At 61.4% G+C, this 15,232-nt stretch carries 13 protein-coding genes; 10 read left to right on the forward strand and 3 right to left on the reverse strand.

Annotated features, from left to right (window positions below; genetic code table 11):
- Position 1: 1 nt before the first annotated feature.
- The 7 genes from M5G18_RS28830 to M5G18_RS28860 all read left to right on the forward strand — a co-directional run bounded on the left by M5G18_RS28830 (position 2) and on the right by M5G18_RS28860 (position 7,402).
- Positions 2 to 646: a cysteine hydrolase family protein gene (locus tag M5G18_RS28830; RefSeq protein WP_273897141.1), complete on the forward strand. Its 645-nt coding sequence runs from the start codon at positions 2 to 4 to the stop codon at positions 644 to 646.
- Positions 643 to 1,974: a type I glutamate--ammonia ligase gene (locus M5G18_RS28835; protein WP_273897140.1), complete on the forward strand. Its 1,332-nt coding sequence runs from the start codon at positions 643 to 645 to the stop codon at positions 1,972 to 1,974. Before M5G18_RS28830 ends, M5G18_RS28835 begins: the two co-directional genes overlap by 4 nt.
- Positions 1,958 to 2,710: an N-formylglutamate amidohydrolase gene (locus M5G18_RS28840; RefSeq protein WP_273897139.1), complete on the forward strand. Its 753-nt coding sequence runs from the start codon at positions 1,958 to 1,960 to the stop codon at positions 2,708 to 2,710. The genes M5G18_RS28835 and M5G18_RS28840 overlap by 17 nt, the downstream gene beginning before the upstream one ends.
- Before the next feature lie 87 nt (positions 2,711 to 2,797).
- A complete protein-coding gene (locus tag M5G18_RS28845; protein ID WP_011333496.1) occupies positions 2,798 to 4,147 on the forward strand; it encodes an APC family permease in 1,350 nt (449 codons plus the stop codon).
- 118 nt (positions 4,148 to 4,265) lie between these two features.
- Positions 4,266 to 5,282: an arginine N-succinyltransferase gene (locus M5G18_RS28850; protein ID WP_273897138.1), complete on the forward strand. Its 1,017-nt coding sequence runs from the start codon at positions 4,266 to 4,268 to the stop codon at positions 5,280 to 5,282.
- A gap of 55 nt (positions 5,283 to 5,337) precedes the next feature.
- Positions 5,338 to 6,372 (forward strand): arginine N-succinyltransferase, encoded by a 1,035-nt coding sequence (gene astA / locus M5G18_RS28855; RefSeq protein WP_221535088.1) that lies wholly within the window; start codon positions 5,338 to 5,340, stop codon positions 6,370 to 6,372.
- A gap of 160 nt (positions 6,373 to 6,532) precedes the next feature.
- Positions 6,533 to 7,402, forward strand: coding sequence for an isocitrate lyase/PEP mutase family protein (locus M5G18_RS28860; protein WP_007956238.1), 870 nt, complete (start codon positions 6,533 to 6,535; stop codon positions 7,400 to 7,402).
- Between the two features lie 78 nt (positions 7,403 to 7,480).
- Here the strand turns inward: M5G18_RS28860 and M5G18_RS28865 are convergent, their stop codons facing one another.
- From M5G18_RS28865 to M5G18_RS28875, 3 genes are all read right to left on the reverse strand, one after another.
- Positions 7,481 to 7,783 carry a hypothetical protein gene (locus tag M5G18_RS28865; protein ID WP_273897137.1) on the reverse strand — a complete coding sequence of 101 codons (303 nt, stop codon included), beginning with the start codon at positions 7,781 to 7,783 and terminating at the stop codon, positions 7,481 to 7,483.
- 691 nt (positions 7,784 to 8,474) lie between these two features.
- Positions 8,475 to 9,713 (reverse strand): M20/M25/M40 family metallo-hydrolase, encoded by a 1,239-nt coding sequence (locus M5G18_RS28870; RefSeq protein WP_273897136.1) that lies wholly within the window; start codon positions 9,711 to 9,713, stop codon positions 8,475 to 8,477.
- 84 nt (positions 9,714 to 9,797) lie between these two features.
- Positions 9,798 to 10,871 carry a diguanylate cyclase gene (locus tag M5G18_RS28875; protein WP_273897135.1) on the reverse strand — a complete coding sequence of 358 codons (1,074 nt, stop codon included), beginning with the start codon at positions 10,869 to 10,871 and terminating at the stop codon, positions 9,798 to 9,800.
- Between the two features lie 190 nt (positions 10,872 to 11,061).
- Between M5G18_RS28875 and M5G18_RS28880 the strand changes: the two genes are divergently transcribed.
- The 3 genes from M5G18_RS28880 to hglS all read left to right on the forward strand — a co-directional run bounded on the left by M5G18_RS28880 (position 11,062) and on the right by hglS (position 14,962).
- Positions 11,062 to 12,516, forward strand: a complete 1,455-nt coding sequence (locus tag M5G18_RS28880; RefSeq protein WP_273897134.1) for a flavin-containing monooxygenase — start codon at positions 11,062 to 11,064, stop codon at positions 12,514 to 12,516.
- Positions 12,517 to 12,532: 16 nt separating this feature from the next.
- Complete coding sequence (locus M5G18_RS28885) at positions 12,533 to 13,471, forward strand: alpha/beta fold hydrolase (protein ID WP_273897133.1); 939 nt, start codon at positions 12,533 to 12,535, stop codon at positions 13,469 to 13,471.
- A 111-nt stretch (positions 13,472 to 13,582) separates the two neighbouring features.
- Positions 13,583 to 14,962, forward strand: a complete 1,380-nt coding sequence (gene hglS, locus M5G18_RS28890; RefSeq protein ID WP_273897132.1) for a 2-oxoadipate dioxygenase/decarboxylase HglS — start codon at positions 13,583 to 13,585, stop codon at positions 14,960 to 14,962.
- Positions 14,963 to 15,232 lie beyond the last annotated feature (270 nt).

The following is a 15,232-nucleotide window of genomic DNA, read 5'->3' on the forward strand; positions in this document are numbered from 1 at the left end:
GATGTTCAGCCTTCCCCATCGCTCGCCACGGGACCTGCCGTTTGTCATCGACCAAACCGCCCTGTTGCTGGTGGACATGCAGCGCGCCTGGCTCGAGCCGCAGTTCGACCCGCACCTCGAAGGCCCGGACGCCGCGTATTTCCTCAACCGCACGCGCTCGCAAGTGGTACCCAATCAGGTTCGCCTGCTCAACGCCTTCCGCGAAGCACGGCAGAACGTGCTGCACACCCTGATCGAAAGCCTGACCGCCGATGGCCGTGACCGCTCGCTGGATCACAAGCTGTCGGACATGCACCTGCCCAAGGGCAGCCCGCAGGCACAGGTCATTGCCGAATTGGCCCCGGCGGAAAACGAAATCGTGCTGCCGAAGACCTCGTCGGGTGTCTTCAACTCGACCAACATCGACTACGTGCTGCGCAATCTCGAAACCCGTCACCTGATCATCGCCGGGATCGTCACCGACCAGTGCGTGGACATGGCCGTGCGCGATGCCGCCGACCGTGGCTACCTCGTCACTCTGGTGGCGGACGCCTGCGCGACCTACACCGAAGCACGCCACGACGCCTGCCTGAACGCGATCAAAGGCTACTGCTGGATCACCGACACCGACACCGTGCTCGGCCGGTTGCAGGAGATGCAGCCATGAGCGAACGCCTGTCGCCGTTGCCGATGACCACCATCGTCACCACCGACCTGATCGGCGTCACCCGTGGTCGCTCGTTTCCCACCGATGAGCTGGAGCACTATCAGGCCGCCGGTTGCGGCTGGGTGCCGGCCAACAGCGCGCTGACGCCGCAGGACATCATCGCTTCGACCAGCCCGTGGGGCGCTTATGGCGATCTGCGGCTGATTCCCGATCTGGCCAGTCGCGTCACCGTCGGCAACGGCCCGGACGCCGCAGCGCCATCGCTGGATTTCATCCACGGCGACATCCGCGAAACCGATGGCCGACCATGGGCCGCCTGCCCGCGCACGCTGTTGCGCAACGAGGTCGAGCGCTATAGTGATGAACTCGGCTTGCAGGTCAACGCCGCGTTCGAACACGAATTCAATCTGCACGCCGGGTTTGCCGAACATCTGGCGTTCTCGCTCGAAGCCCAGCGCCAGGGCGCCGAATTCGGTGGCTGGCTGCTCAGCGCGTTGCGCGCCGGGGGCGTCGAGCCGGAAATGTTTCTGCCCGAATACGGCAAGCACCAATACGAAATCACCTGCCGCCCGACCCTTGGCGTGGCGGCGGCGGATCGCGCGGTCAACGTGCGCGAGATCACCCGCGAAATCGCCCGGCAGATGGGCCTCGATCTGAGCTTCGCGCCGAAGACCGCCGCCGACGCGGTGTGCAACGGCGTGCACCTGCACGTCAGCCTGCTCGATCTGACCGGGCAGCCGATGCTCTATGACGCTGGCACCAGCAATGGACTGTCGACCCTCGGCCAGCACTGGGCGGCGGGCGTGCTGCACTATTTGCCGGCTCTGTGTGCATTCACCGCACCGACGCCGGTGTCGTATGAACGCTTGCAGCCACACCACTGGAGCGCGTCCTACGCCTGCCTCGGCCAGCAGAATCGCGAAGCGGCGCTGCGCATCTGCCCGACCGTGAGCCTGGGCAACAAGCCCGTGGCGAAGCAATACAACCTGGAATTCCGCGCCATGGACGCGACCGCTTCGCCGCATCTGGCAATGGCCGCACTGTTGATCGCCGGACGCCTGGGGATCGAGCAGCGTCTGGCGCTGAACGCGATCACCGATGAAATCCCCGATTCACTCAACGACGAACAACGCAAGGCCCGGGGCATCGTTGCCCTGCCCGCCTCCCTGGCCCAGGCACTGGATTGCCTGCGTCGCAGTGGACGGCTGATGACGGCGCTGCCTGCCCCGTTGCTAGACACTTATTTCGCCCTTAAAACCGAGGAACTGGCGCTGACGGAACAGCTCTCGCCCGCTGACCTTTGTGAGCACTATGCACGCCTGTACTGAATCCGCCGAGCTTGGGTTGTACACCCGACCGGTCTACAACCTGAGCCGTGAAGATTCGACGCACCCGCTGATTCTGGTGTGCGAACACGCCAGCCGCTACATCCCCGAGGCCCTGAACAATCTGGGCCTGGATGACACGGCGGCGCGCGAGCACATTGCCTGGGACATCGGTGCCCTGGCGCTGGCCGAGCAACTGTCGGAGCAACTGGGTGCGACGCTGCTGAGCGCCAACTATTCGCGCCTGCTGATCGACCTCAACCGCCCCCGGCATGCGCCCGACAGCATCCCGGCGCAGAGCGAGATCTATCAGGTGCCGGGCAACCGCGAGCTCGACGAAGCGACTCGCGAATACCGGCGCCAGTGCCTGTTCAAGCCGTTTCACACGCGGCTGCAACAACTGATCGATGCACGTCTGGCCGAAGGTCGGCCGGTGCGGGTGGTAGGGATTCACAGTTTCACCCCGATGTACTACGGCCAGCCGCGCGAGCTGGAAGTCGGCGTGCTGTACGGTCAGGCCCGGGCCTACGCCCAGCGGATGCTCGACGGTCTGGAACGACACCCGCTGAAAGTCGCCGGCAACCAGCCGTACAAGATTGACCCGCTGGGTGACATGACCGTGCCGGTGCACGGCGATGCCCGGGGCCTGGAGTCGGTGTTGATCGAAGTGCGCAACGACCTGCTGCGCAGCCCGGAAGCGGTGACCCGCTGGGCGAATTATCTGGCTCCATTGCTGTAAGGATTGTTGTAACCACTGCTGACGCTGTAAACGACGGACCGATATAACAACTAAAACGACCGATTGGCTGACAAGGAGTTGCGCTTCATGGAAATAGAAGAGTTCGGCTACAAACAGGAGTTGAAACGTAGCCTGACACTGACCGACCTGGTGGTGTACGGGATGATCTTCATGATCCCCATCGCCCCGTTCGGCGTGTATGGCTACGTCAACGCGGAGGCGCCGGGGATGGTGCCTCTGGCGTACATCATCGGCATGGTGGCGATGGTCTTCACCGCGCTGAGTTATGGCAGCATGGCCCGGGCCTTTCCGATTGCCGGATCGGTTTATTCCTACGCGCAACGGGGCCTGAATCAACACGTCGGCTTCATCGCCGGCTGGCTGATGCTGCTCGACTATCTGCTGATTCCGCCGCTGCTTTACGTCTATGCGGCGATGGCGCTCAACCATTTGTATCCGGACATCCCGAAGGTCGGCTTCATTCTGGCGTTCCTGGTCAGCGCGACCTTCGTCAACCTGCGTGGCATCACCTTCACCGCTCGCATGAACATTGTGTTCCTGCTGGCGCAGCTTGTTGTCCTGGGGATTTTCCTGTTCTACGCCTGGAATGCCCTGCACAACGGTGGCGGCAACGGCCAACTGACCTTGGCGCCGCTGTATCACCCGGAAACCTTCAACTTCGCCCTGCTGATGCAAGCGGTGTCGATTGCGGTGCTGTCGTTCCTCGGCTTCGATGCGATCTCCACCCTCGCCGAAGAAATCAAGGGCGATCCGGGCCGCAGCGTCGGCAAAGCGGCGTTGATCACGCTGGTGGTGATGGGTGTGATTTTTGTCGCGCAAACCTGGATCGCTACCGATCTGGCAGCCGGCATGGGCTTCAAGTCCGCCGACACCGCGTTCTATGAAATCGCCGAAATCGCTGCCGGCAGCTGGCTGGCGACCCTGACCGGCGTGGCCACGGCCCTGGCCTGGGGCGTGGCGGTGGCGATCACTTCGCAAGCAGCGGTCTCGCGCCTGCTGTTCGGCATGGCTCGCGACGGCAAGCTGCCAAAAGTGCTGGCCAAGGTGCATCCGAAACACAACACGCCGTACCTGAGCATTTATCTGGTGGCCGTGCTGTCGCTGGTGATCTGCTACCTGTTCATCAATTCGGTGGACACCCTGACTTCGCTGGTCAACTTCGGCGCCCTGAGCGGCTTCATGCTGCTGCACCTGACCGTGATCAATTACTACTGGCGCCGGCAGAAATCCGGCCAGGTGATCCGTCACCTGATCTGCCCGGTGATCGGCTTCATCATCGTCGCGGCCATCATGTACAACATGGGCGTCGATGCACAGAAACTCGGCCTGATCTGGATCGCACTGGGTCTGGTGTACCTGTTCTTCCTGAACAAGCTCGGCGCCAGTACCGCGCTGCCTGACCCGAGCAACGGCTGACAAGAAAAAGAGCGGCGTCTGACAACAAATCAGGCGACCGCCGCTTTAACGCGTGGAAACCGACAGTGATAGTCAGGTTCGGCGAATGGGCCGAACCTTTTGATACAGGAGTGCATCCATGCTGGTCTTACGTCCAGTCGAGCCAACCGACCTGCCTCAATTGCAAAATTTGGCGCGCGACAGCCTGGTGGGCGTCACATCCCTGCCCGACGACAGCGAGCATCTGGGTGAAAAAATCGCCGCGTCCTGTGCCTCGTTCGACAGCGATGCAGCAGCCCAGGGCCCGGAGAATTACTTCTTCGTGCTGGAAGACATCGACAGCCATCGATTGGTCGGCTGCTCGGAAATCCTCGCCACCGCAGGTTTCAACGAGCCTTTCTACAGCCTGCGCAACCGCCACTTCACCAGTGCCTCGCGGGAGCTGAACATCGAGCACGGCGTGCCGGCGCTGTCGCTGTGTCACGACCTGAGCGGGCATACGCTGCTGCGCGGTTTTCACATCGACGCAGCGCTGGTGCGCACGCCGTTTTCCGAATTGCTGTCGCGGGCACGCCTGCTGTTCATCGCCGCCCACACGCCGCGATTTGCCGAAGCGGTGATCACCGAAATCGTCGGCTACAGCGACGAGCAAGGGCATTCACCGTTCTGGGATGCGCTGGGCAAGCATTTCTTCGACCTGCCCTACGTCGAAGCCGAACGCCTGTGCGGTTTGCAGAGCCGTACGTTTCTCGCCGAACTGATGCCGCAATACCCGATCTACGTGCCGATGCTGCCGCAAGCCGCGCAGGACTGCATCGGCCGCATCCACCCGGACGGTCAGGAAGCCTTCGACATCCTCGAGCGCGAGGGTTTTGAAACCAACAGCTACATCGATCTGTTCGATGCCGGCCCGACCTTGTATGCACGCACCGCCAACATCCGTTCGATCGCGCAGGGCCAGACAGTCACGGTTCAGGAGGAACCCCTGATCGATGCTCGCGGTCGCTATCTGGTGAGCAACGATGCTCTGCATGGCTTTCGGGCGGTCGTCGCCGAGCTGGATTTCCAGCCCGGTCAGCCCCTGGCGCTCGATCCGGCTCTGTGCGCGGCGCTCAACGTCCGCGCTGGCGGCACGATCCGGGTCATCGCTCTGTGAACCGCGCCCCTACCCAACGACAGTGCCCGAGCAGGCGCGCAAAAGGAGTTGCAGCATGATTGTCCGTCCGGTCCAAGTCAGCGACCTGCCAGCGTTGATGACGCTGGTGCAACAGGCCGGGCCGGGGTTCACCACCCTGCCCGCCAATGAAGATCGCCTGGCCCACCGGGTACGCTGGGCGCAACGCGCCTTTGCCGAACAGGTCGAACGGGCCGATGCCGATTACCTGTTCGTGCTCGAAGACGACGAGCAGCGAGTGGTCGGGGTCAGCGCCCTGGCCGGGGCCGTCGGCCTGCGTGAGCCCTGGTACAACTATCGGGTCGGGCTGACCGTCAGCTCGGCGCCGGATCTGGGCATTCAGCGGCAGATCCCGACGCTGTTCCTCAACAACGAACTGACCGGCCAATCGGAGCTGTGCTCGCTGTTCCTGCGCCACGACCAGCGCCACGGCAGCAATGGACGTCTGCTATCGCTGGGGCGCTTGCTGTTTGTTGCCGAATTCCCGCACCTGTTCGGCGAGAAGATGATCGCCGAACTGCGCGGCAGTGCCGACGAACAAGGCTGTTCGCCGTTCTGGGACAGTCTGGGCCGGCACTTCTTCCAGATGGATTTCAGCCATGCCGATCACCTGTCCGGGCTGGGCAACAAGGCGTTCATCGCCGAACTGATGCCGCGTCAGCCGCTGTATACCTGCCTGCTCACCGAACAGGCTCAGGCCGTGATCGGTCAGGCTCACCCCAACACCGAGCCGGCACTGAAAATCCTCCAATCGGAAGGTTTCTCTCACAAAGGCTACATCGACATCTTCGACGGCGGCCCGGTGATCGAGGCGCCGATCCGCAGCATCCGCACGGTGCGCGACAGCCTGGAATTGACCCTGAGCATCGGCACGCCGGACGATCAGGCGCCGCTGTGGCTGATCCACAACCGTCGCCTGGAAAACTGCCGCATCACCGTCGCGCCGGGACGTCGGGTCGGCAGCAGTCTGGTGATCGACCGCCTTACCGCCAAACGCCTGCAATTGCAGCCGGGCAACTCGGTGCGGGCGGTGCCGCTGCCCAATCAACAGCAGCAGGCGGTGGCGGCCTGAGCGCCTCTGCCTGCAGCAAGAAAGCCTGAACAGGATTTTCCTGGTTAACTTCCTCGTTAATTCGTCATGATCCTTGACCCATTGGCGTGATAGCCTTTTCACCTTCGGCGTTGACACCTTTGCTCAAGCCTTTCCATTCCTTTGTATTGGTGGAACTCGTATGACCAGGCTTTCTCATCAAGATTTGCGCCGTAACTTCCGTCAGCTGCTGGCTTCCGACACCTGCTATCACACCGCCTCGGTGTTCGATCCGATGTCCGCCCGCATCGCTGCTGACCTGGGTTTTGAAGTAGGGATTCTTGGCGGCTCGGTCGCCTCGTTGCAGGTCCTGGGCGCTCCGGACTTTGCCTTGATCACCCTCAGCGAATTCGCTGAACAGGCCACCCGCATCGGCCGCGTCGCCCAATTGCCGGTGATCGCCGACGCCGACCACGGCTACGGCAACGCCCTCAATGTGATGCGCACCATCGTCGAACTGGAACGCGCCGGCGTCGCCGCGCTGACCATCGAAGACACCCTGCTGCCGGCACAATTCGGCCGCAAATCCACCGACCTGATCACCGTCGCCGAAGGCGTCGGCAAGATCCGCGCGGCACTGGAAGCCCGGGTCGACTCGGAAATGGCGATCATCGCCCGGACCAACGCCGGCATCCTGCCGAACCAGGAAATCATCAGCCGCACCAAGCAGTATCAAGCTGCTGGCGCTGACGGTATCTGCATGGTGGGTATCCAGGACTTCGACCAACTCGAGCAAATCGCCGAACACCTGACCGTCCCGCTGATGCTGGTGACCTACGGCAACCCGGCGCTGCGCGACGACAAACGCCTGGCCGAACTGGGTGTGCGCGTGACCATCGATGGCCACGGTGCCTACTTCGCAGCGATCAAGGCGACTTACGACAGCCTGCGCGAACAACGCCAGATCTTCACCCAAGCCTCTGACCTGAGCGCCACCGAACTGACCCACACCTACACCCAGCCTGAGGAATACATCCTCTGGGCCAAGGAATACATGAGCGTCAAAGAGTAACCCTGCACCACGCTACAAAGAGGCAGAGCGGCCCGACGCCATCACGAGTCCACTCGCATGGCGCCCGCCGCGAAACCGCTAGACCGCTGTCTTGAAGCCCTCCTCCCGCTGTAATGCCCGCGTCTGAATCACGTTCAGAATGGCGCAGCCTTCTCGCATCAGCAGATGCACCGCGCTGGTAATGCGCGTCAGATCACAATCGGAAATGCCCTTGAGGTCGAGACTGGAGAACGTGTCCGCCAGATCGCTCACGACCACAAAACGGTGCATTGCGCACGCAGCCATGTCGCTGAGTTCTTTTTGGGTATTGATGAAGAGCACCGGGGATTCGGCGTCGTAGGTGTCGATGGGGAGGTAGCGGGGGATTACTCGATCCGACATGGGTGTAACTCCAGGTAAGACAACCACCGTTCGCGGCCAAGCGAATAAAGGTGGCAGCTGTGAGCGGGTTGGCCGACCAGATACCTGAAAGATCCGGCACACCCTAAGGTGTCCCGCGCACAGCCGCCATAACACGTTGCCCAGAAACTGCTCTGAGCGATGGCGCTGTTACGTTTCAGGTTACCGACCGGCCAAGATCGTTCGCGGAGTTTTCCGCGAGCCCGAACTATAGGGGTCGATACTGAAACGCGGCAACAGGGTACGTTGTAGGAAAGGTCTTGGAAAGTTGTGCGCCGCTCACGCTTTCCTCATTTCCCACAAAAGCCCCCTCACCCTAGCCCTCCCGAAACGTCGGACCGCCCGGAGGGAGAGGGAACCGATTGGGGGATATTGATGAGATACACCGACTTGAACGATCGCCTCTGAATCCATAATCGACTGGGTGTTTCAGGTCGATGTATAGCGCAAGACACCTCGGTCGGCCCCCTCTCCCTCCGGGAGAGGGCTGGGGTGAGGGGATGCTGGAGAAGCACACCGACTTGAGCGTTATGCGTCGAATCCATAATCAACTCGGTATTTCAGGTCGATGTAATACGCAAGACACCTCGGTCGGCTCCCTCTCCCCCTGGGAGAGGGCTGGGGTGAGGGGAAAACCTGGCACCCCGCAGAATCCACTAAACCGAAGAACCACTCACCGCCCCTTCGCCAACTCCATAATCATCCGCGACAACAGATAAATCCGCGGCGCCACACTCTCCACCTCCGCGTATTCCTCCGGCGTATGAATATTGCCGCCAACAATCCCGAACCCATCCAGCGTCGGCGTCCCCACCCCGGCCGACAGGCTCGCATCCGCCGCCCCGCCGCTGCCTTCTTCGGTCAACTTGCGGCCAATTTCACCGTAAATCCCCTGGGCCATCGCCATCAAACGATCCGACTCTGCCGTCTGCGGCATCGGTGGCAAGCCGCGTTGCAATGAAGTCTTCACTTCGGTCTCGGGAATCAGTTTGTCCTGCGACACCCGCGCCAGATCCTTCTCGATCCGGTCGAACTCCTCCGGCACCGCCGCCCGCACGTCGGCCTTGGCCGTTGCCTGATCCGGGATCACGTTGGTGCGATCGCCAGCCTTGAGCACGGTGAAGTTGATGGTGGTTTTCTTCGCTTCATCGCCGAGTTTGCCCAGTTGCAGGATCTGGTGCGCCGCTTCCATCGCCGCGTTGCGCCCCAGTTCCGGCGCGACGCCGGCGTGGGCCGCCTTGCCTTTGACCTCAACCAGCGCGGTGGCGCTGCCCTTGCGCCACACCACCAGGCCATCCGCCGGGCGGCCCGGTTCGAGGTTGAGGGTGACGTCGTGGAGTTTGGCGGTTTTCTTGATCAGGTCGGTGGCAACGTCCGAGCCGGTTTCTTCGCTGGCATCGAGCAGGAAGGTGATTTGCGCGTAGTCCTTGAAGTCGAGATTCTTCAGAATTTTCAGCGCGTAGATGCCGGCGACGATCCCGCCCTTGTCATCCATCACCCCCGGCCCGTAGGCGCGGCCGTCCTTGATGTGGAACGGTCGCTCGGCGGCGGAGCCTTCCTTGAACACCGTGTCCATGTGCGCCATCAGCAGGATTTTCGCCTTGCCGGTGCCTTTGAGCGTAGCGAGCACGTGGTTGGTTTTTTCCGGGGTGTTGGGCACCAGTTCGATGGTGGCACCGAGTTTTTTCAGCTCATCGATGGCGATGTCGCTGACTTGCTTGAGCCCCGGTTCATAGCCGGAACCGGAGTCGATATTGACCAGGCGTTCGAGCAGTTTCAGGGCTTCGGGTTTGTACTGTTCTGCGTCGGCCAGCACTTGTTTATGCGGTTCGGCAAAGGCGCCAGCGGTGGCGAAAGAAAGGGTCAGGCCGAGACCGGCGGCCAGCAGGGAACGAGGGAAGTTGAACGTCATGAATCAATCCTTGTTTCGTGTCGGGTACTGAACCGTACCTGACATCGCGCCAAGGCTCTATCCCGAATGCGACACCCAATCCGTTCAAACCGAATCGAATACCTCGCGCCGTGGCTTGTCGTCACTGCAGCAGATCACCCGGTTCCGCCCGCCGGCCTTGGCTTCATACAGCGCCTGATCGGCTTCATCCAGCCAGCGTGTCGCGTCGCCGTGAACCGGATCGAGCGCCGCCAGGCCGATGCTCAGGCTGACTTTCAGCGCCGGGTTCTGTTCGTACACCAGAAAGGAAAAACGCTCACGCAACGCTTCCATCGCCTGCGCCGCGTTGAACAGCGGCAAGTCCGGCAGGATCACGCAAAACTCGTCGCCGCCGTAGCGCCCCGCCACATCGGCCATGCGCAGGTTCTGCTTGAGCATCTTGCTCAACTGGCGCAGGACGATATCGCCCGCCACATGCCCGTAGGTGTCGTTGATCGCCTTGAAGTGGTCGATGTCGATCAGCGCAATCGCCGCACCGGTCTGCTGACGTTTGCAGCGTTCGAATTCGATTTCCAGTTGATCCTTCCAGGCGCCGTGATTGAGCAGACCGGTGAGGCTGTCGGTGCGGCTCAGGGCCAGCAGTTCACGTTTATGCAGGCCGAGGGTGTAGGCCTGGCGAAAGCAGATCCAGCCCAACGCCAGCGGATACAGCATCAACAGCGGCAGACAGGCATAGAGTTGCGCCGGCGTGGTCGCGGGGACGAATGCGGGGGCAAATACCACCAGTCCAACGCCGACGCCGAGCAACTGTGCCGCCGCCCCGGCCAGCAGAAAACGCAGGCCGCCGATGGCGACGTTGTTCATCGCCATCATCGAAATGGTCGTGGCGCTGGGCAAGGGATTGAAGTGCATGGCGGCGACCCAGAAGCCACCGAGAAAGGCATCGATCAACAGGTTGCGGTGTTCGGCGTGGTACGGAACCTTCGCCCGGCGGGCCCATTGATACGCGAGGTGCGGCCAGACCAGGCCGTTGAACAGCATCAGCGCCCAGACCCAGGCCGGCGGGTCTAGCGGGTACATCGCGACGCTCACGCACAAAAGCCCCAGGACCAGTCCAAGGGTTCGCGATGTATAGAGCCTCCTGGCCAGTGAAAGTCCCTTTCCTCCCGTTCTTCCCATAGGGGCCTCGACCACTCGACGGCACTGCGCAGACCGCAGACCGGATGTGCTGGGAGTCTATCAGGGCGACGTTAAATAGCCATCACCGGCCAGCGGGCCGAATACCCCGTCATTACCGCCACACGGCAGGCAAATGATTGGCTATACATGAAAGGAAGAAAATGGAAAAAAGACTCTAAGAAGGACGCTCATGCAGACCTATCGAGTGTTGATCATCGGCAGCGGTTTTGGCGGCCAGTGCGCGGCGGTCAATCTGCTCAAGGCCGGTATCGACGACTTTCGCTTACTGGAACGCCGGGACTTTTTCGGCGGCACCTGGTGCCAGAACACCTACCCCGGCGCAGCGGTGGATGTGCCGTCGCCGCTCTATTCCCTCTCGTTTGCGCCTTACCGCTGGACCCAGATGTTCGCCGAACAGGCTGAACTGCACCGCTACACCGACCATGTGGTCGAACGCTTCGGCCTGCGCGACCGGGTGGAACTGCAGGCCAACGTCGAACGCGTCGAATGGGACGACACCGAAAAACGCTGGGTCGTACACACCGGCACCAAAGGCATTTTTTATGCGCAGTTCCTGATCAATGCCACCGGGCCACTGAGCCAACCGGTTATCCCACACTTCCCCGGCCAGGATCGCTTTCAGGGCAAGACCTTTCATACAAACAATTGGGATCACAGCTACGACTATCACGGTAAACGAGTAGCGATTGTCGGCAGCGGCGCCAGTGCGGCTCAGGTGATTCCGGCGATTGCACCGAAGGTTTCCCGATTGCACGTGTTTCAGCGCACCGCGCACTGGGTGCTGCCCCGCGCCGACCGTACGTTCGGGCGGTTCCAGCGTTGGCTGCTGGGTCTGAAACCAGCCTACAAACTGCTGCGCTGGATGATCTACTGGCAATTCGAAACCCGGGTCATCGCCTTCAAATACTCGAAACCGGCGATTCACATGGTGCAGAGCCAGGCCCTGAAGTTTCTCAAACGCCAGGTGACTGACCCCGAGTTGCGGAAAAAACTGACACCGGACTTCACCATCGGCTGCAAACGGGTGCTGCTCTCCAGCACGTATTACCCGGCGCTGACCCGGCCCAACGTCACGTTGCACAGCCGCGAACAGGGCATCGCCAGCCTCGATGAAACCGGCATCGTCACCACGGACGGCCAGCACATCGACGTCGATCTGATCGTCTGGTCGACCGGTTACGACGCCACCGACGGCGTGATTTCCTACCCGGTCAGTGGAAAAAACGCTGTGCAACTGCGCGACGTCTGGGCGCAATACCCGCGCGCCTACCTCGGCACCAGCCTGCCGGACTTTCCCAACCTGTTTATCGTCACCGGGCCGAACACCGGCATTGGCCACACCTCGGCGCTGTTCATCATCGAATCGCAGATGAACTACATCCTCGACTGCATCCGCACCTTGCAGGCCAAAGGTCTGCGCAGCATCGAAGTTCGCCCCGAAGCAGAACGTACCTACACTCAGATGATTCACCGGGAGATGGAACGCACGGTCTGGAAAACCGGCGGCTGCCACAGTTGGTATCAAAGCAGGAGCGGTCACGTGATCGCGATGTTCCCCGGCTTCAGTTTCAGCTACCACCGGTTGACCCGGGCGCTGAAACCGGCCGACCACATTCTGTCTTGAACAAGGAAGACCCACGATGCTTTTGCTGTTTGTCGCCCTCGCGGTTTTCGTGGCCTGGAGCTGGTTGAGTTACCCGGCGGTCGGCCACTGGCTCTACGATCTGAGCGCGGCCCTGGAGGCCAGGCTTTACCGGTTGCACAAGATTGAAGTGCCGATTGCCGAAATGACCGTGTCGACCTGGCAAGGCGGGCCTTATGAAGCGTCAAGCAGCATTTTGATGCTGCACGGCTACAGTGCCGAAAAGAACCTGTGGCTACGCTTCGCCCGGCATTTTGTCGGACAGTACCGGGTGATCATCCCGGACCTGGCCGGCCACGGCGAAACCGGCTTCAAGGCCGGCGGTGGCTACGACATTCCGGTGCAGGCCAAGCGCATGATCCAGTTGCTCGACGTCTGCGGCGTCGAGAAGGTCCACGTGATCGGCAACTCCATGGGCGGCTACATCGCCGCGTGGCTGGCGGCGACCTACCCCGACCGCATCGCTTCGGTAGCGCTGATCGACCCGGCCGGCGTCACTGCGCCCGAGGCCAGCGACATGGAGCGACATCTGGCCCGTGGGCACAATCCGTTTCTGATCAATTCCCGGGAAGAATTCCGACGTTTCTATGCCATGACCATGGCCTCGCCACCGTGGGTACCCGGTCTGGTGCTCGACGCGATCGCCCAGCGTTACGAGCAATGTCGCGATGAACTGGAAGAGATCTTCCGGGATTTTCGCGCCAGCCCGCCGATGGAGCCGAAACTGTCGGACATCAAATGTCCGGCGCTGTTGCTCTGGGGTCGCAAGGACCGGTTGATCGACGTCAGCAGCGTGCCGGTGTGGAGCAAAGGCATCAGCAATTTGCGGGTCGATGTCTGGGACGGCGTCGGCCATATGCCGATGGTTGAACAGCCGTCGAACACGGCACGTCTGTATCGGGAGTTTCTGGGGGAGAATTCGCGTCAGGACAGGTAAACGGTCAGTCGTTGGCAGAATGAAGTTCGTAGGATTCTTCGTTTGCCCGCGTCAGCGAAGGCTGCGATCTTTTCCGTCATCCTTTACGTGACCGTGCCAGGAATTGTTTTCATGACCGTGCAGCCTTTCGTCAGCCCCGACCTGATCCGCCAACGCTTCTCCAAAGCGATGTCCGACATGTACCGCGAAGAAGTGCCGCTGTACGGCGCGTTGATGGAACTGGTGGAACAGACCAACCGCGACGTGCTGGCACGCGAGCCGCAAATCGCCAGTCAACTGCACAGCACCGGTGAGATCGAACGGCTGGACATGGAGCGCCACGGCGCAATCCGCGTCGGCACCGCCGCTGAACTGGCCACCCTCGCCCGCCTGTTTGCGGTGATGGGGATGCAACCGGTGGGTTATTACGACCTGACACCTGCCGGGGTGCCGGTGCATTCCACGGCATTTCGCGCGGTGCATGAAGATGCGCTGCAGGTCAGCCCATTCCGGGTGTTCACTTCGTTGCTGCGATTGGAATTGATTGAAGACCCTGAGCTGCGGGCCTTTGCTGAATCGGTGCTGGATAAGCGTTCGATCTTTACACCTTCGGCGCTAAGACTGATCGAACAGGCCGAAGCCGCTGGCGGCCTGAATGAATCCGAGGCCGGGGAGTTTGTCCTGCAAGCGCTGGAGACTTTTCGCTGGCACCACAGCGCCACCGTCACCGCCGCGCAATACCAGACCCTCAGCGCTCAGCATCGCCTGATTGCCGATGTCGTGGCCTTCAAGGGCCCGCACATCAACCACCTGACCCCGCGCACGCTCGACATCGACATCGTCCAGGCGCAGATGCCGCTGCATGGCATCACGCCCAAAGCGGTGATCGAAGGTCCGCCGCGCCGGCAGCATCCGATCCTGTTGCGTCAGACCAGTTTCAAGGCGCTGGACGAGCCGATCGCCTTCACCGACCAGACGCAAACCCGAGGCAGCCACAGCGCCCGTTTCGGCGAAATCGAACAACGTGGCGCGGCGCTGACCCCCAAGGGCCGTGCGTTGTACGACCGACTGCTGAACGCGGCGCGCGATGAACTGGGCGACTTCCCCAACGAAGCCAATGCCTCGCGCTACAACGCGCTGATGGCTCAGCATTTCAGCGAATTCCCTGACAGCCTCAGTGGCATGCGCGAGCAGGAACTGGCGTACTTCCGTTATTTCCTGACAGACAAAGGGCTGGCGGCGGGTCGTCCGGCTGATGTTTCACTGCAAGGGTTGTTGCGCGATGGGTATGTGAAAGCTGAGCCACTGGTGTACGAAGATTTCCTGCCGGTCAGTGCAGCGGGGATTTTTCAGTCGAACCTGGGCGACGCGGCGCAGGCGCACTATGGCGAGCATTCCAACCGACAGGCGTTCGAGCTGGCTTTGGGGCGTTCGACCATTGATGAGTTGGGGTTGTATGCCGAAACCCAGCGACGCTCGATTGAGGAATGCCTCGCGGTGTTGACCCGATAACGCGGCGATTAGCCATACTGCGCAAGAAGTTGCGCAGTTCCCCGTAATAAAACCCCTATAAAACCTCTGAAACCCTTCTGCCACAAGGCCTCCAGCCAAGTGCGCAAGAAGTTGCGCAGTACTGCGCAACTTCTTGCGCACTTTTCACCTGAATCCCTGCCCGTTTTCGCAAAAACCAGGGTCGCTCAGCGCCAACCTGCTGGTTTATAAGGCTTCGAAAAAACTGGCACGCTCCTTGATAACAGTCAGGCACCCACCGGGCGATTTCGC

It is taken from the genome of Pseudomonas aphyarum, assembly GCF_028657055.1.
GTDB lineage: Bacteria > Pseudomonadota > Gammaproteobacteria > Pseudomonadales > Pseudomonadaceae > Aquipseudomonas > Aquipseudomonas aphyarum.

Coding starts and splice junctions, on each gene's coding strand:
- M5G18_RS28865 (WP_273897137.1), bottom strand. CDS start 7,783: ATGTCGGATCGAGTAATCCCCCGCTACCTCCCCATCGACACCTACGAC.
- M5G18_RS28830 (WP_273897141.1), top strand. CDS start 2: ATGTTCAGCCTTCCCCATCGCTCGCCACGGGACCTGCCGTTTGTCATC.
- astA (WP_221535088.1), top strand. CDS start 5,338: ATGATTGTCCGTCCGGTCCAAGTCAGCGACCTGCCAGCGTTGATGACG.
- M5G18_RS28850 (WP_273897138.1), top strand. CDS start 4,266: ATGCTGGTCTTACGTCCAGTCGAGCCAACCGACCTGCCTCAATTGCAA.
- M5G18_RS28875 (WP_273897135.1), bottom strand. CDS start 10,871: ATGGGAAGAACGGGAGGAAAGGGACTTTCACTGGCCAGGAGGCTCTAT.
- M5G18_RS28885 (WP_273897133.1), top strand. CDS start 12,533: ATGCTTTTGCTGTTTGTCGCCCTCGCGGTTTTCGTGGCCTGGAGCTGG.
- M5G18_RS28835 (WP_273897140.1), top strand. CDS start 643: ATGAGCGAACGCCTGTCGCCGTTGCCGATGACCACCATCGTCACCACC.
- M5G18_RS28845 (WP_011333496.1), top strand. CDS start 2,798: ATGGAAATAGAAGAGTTCGGCTACAAACAGGAGTTGAAACGTAGCCTG.
- M5G18_RS28840 (WP_273897139.1), top strand. CDS start 1,958: ATGCACGCCTGTACTGAATCCGCCGAGCTTGGGTTGTACACCCGACCG.
- M5G18_RS28880 (WP_273897134.1), top strand. CDS start 11,062: ATGCAGACCTATCGAGTGTTGATCATCGGCAGCGGTTTTGGCGGCCAG.
- M5G18_RS28870 (WP_273897136.1), bottom strand. CDS start 9,713: ATGACGTTCAACTTCCCTCGTTCCCTGCTGGCCGCCGGTCTCGGCCTG.
- hglS (WP_273897132.1), top strand. CDS start 13,583: ATGACCGTGCAGCCTTTCGTCAGCCCCGACCTGATCCGCCAACGCTTC.
- M5G18_RS28860 (WP_007956238.1), top strand. CDS start 6,533: ATGACCAGGCTTTCTCATCAAGATTTGCGCCGTAACTTCCGTCAGCTG.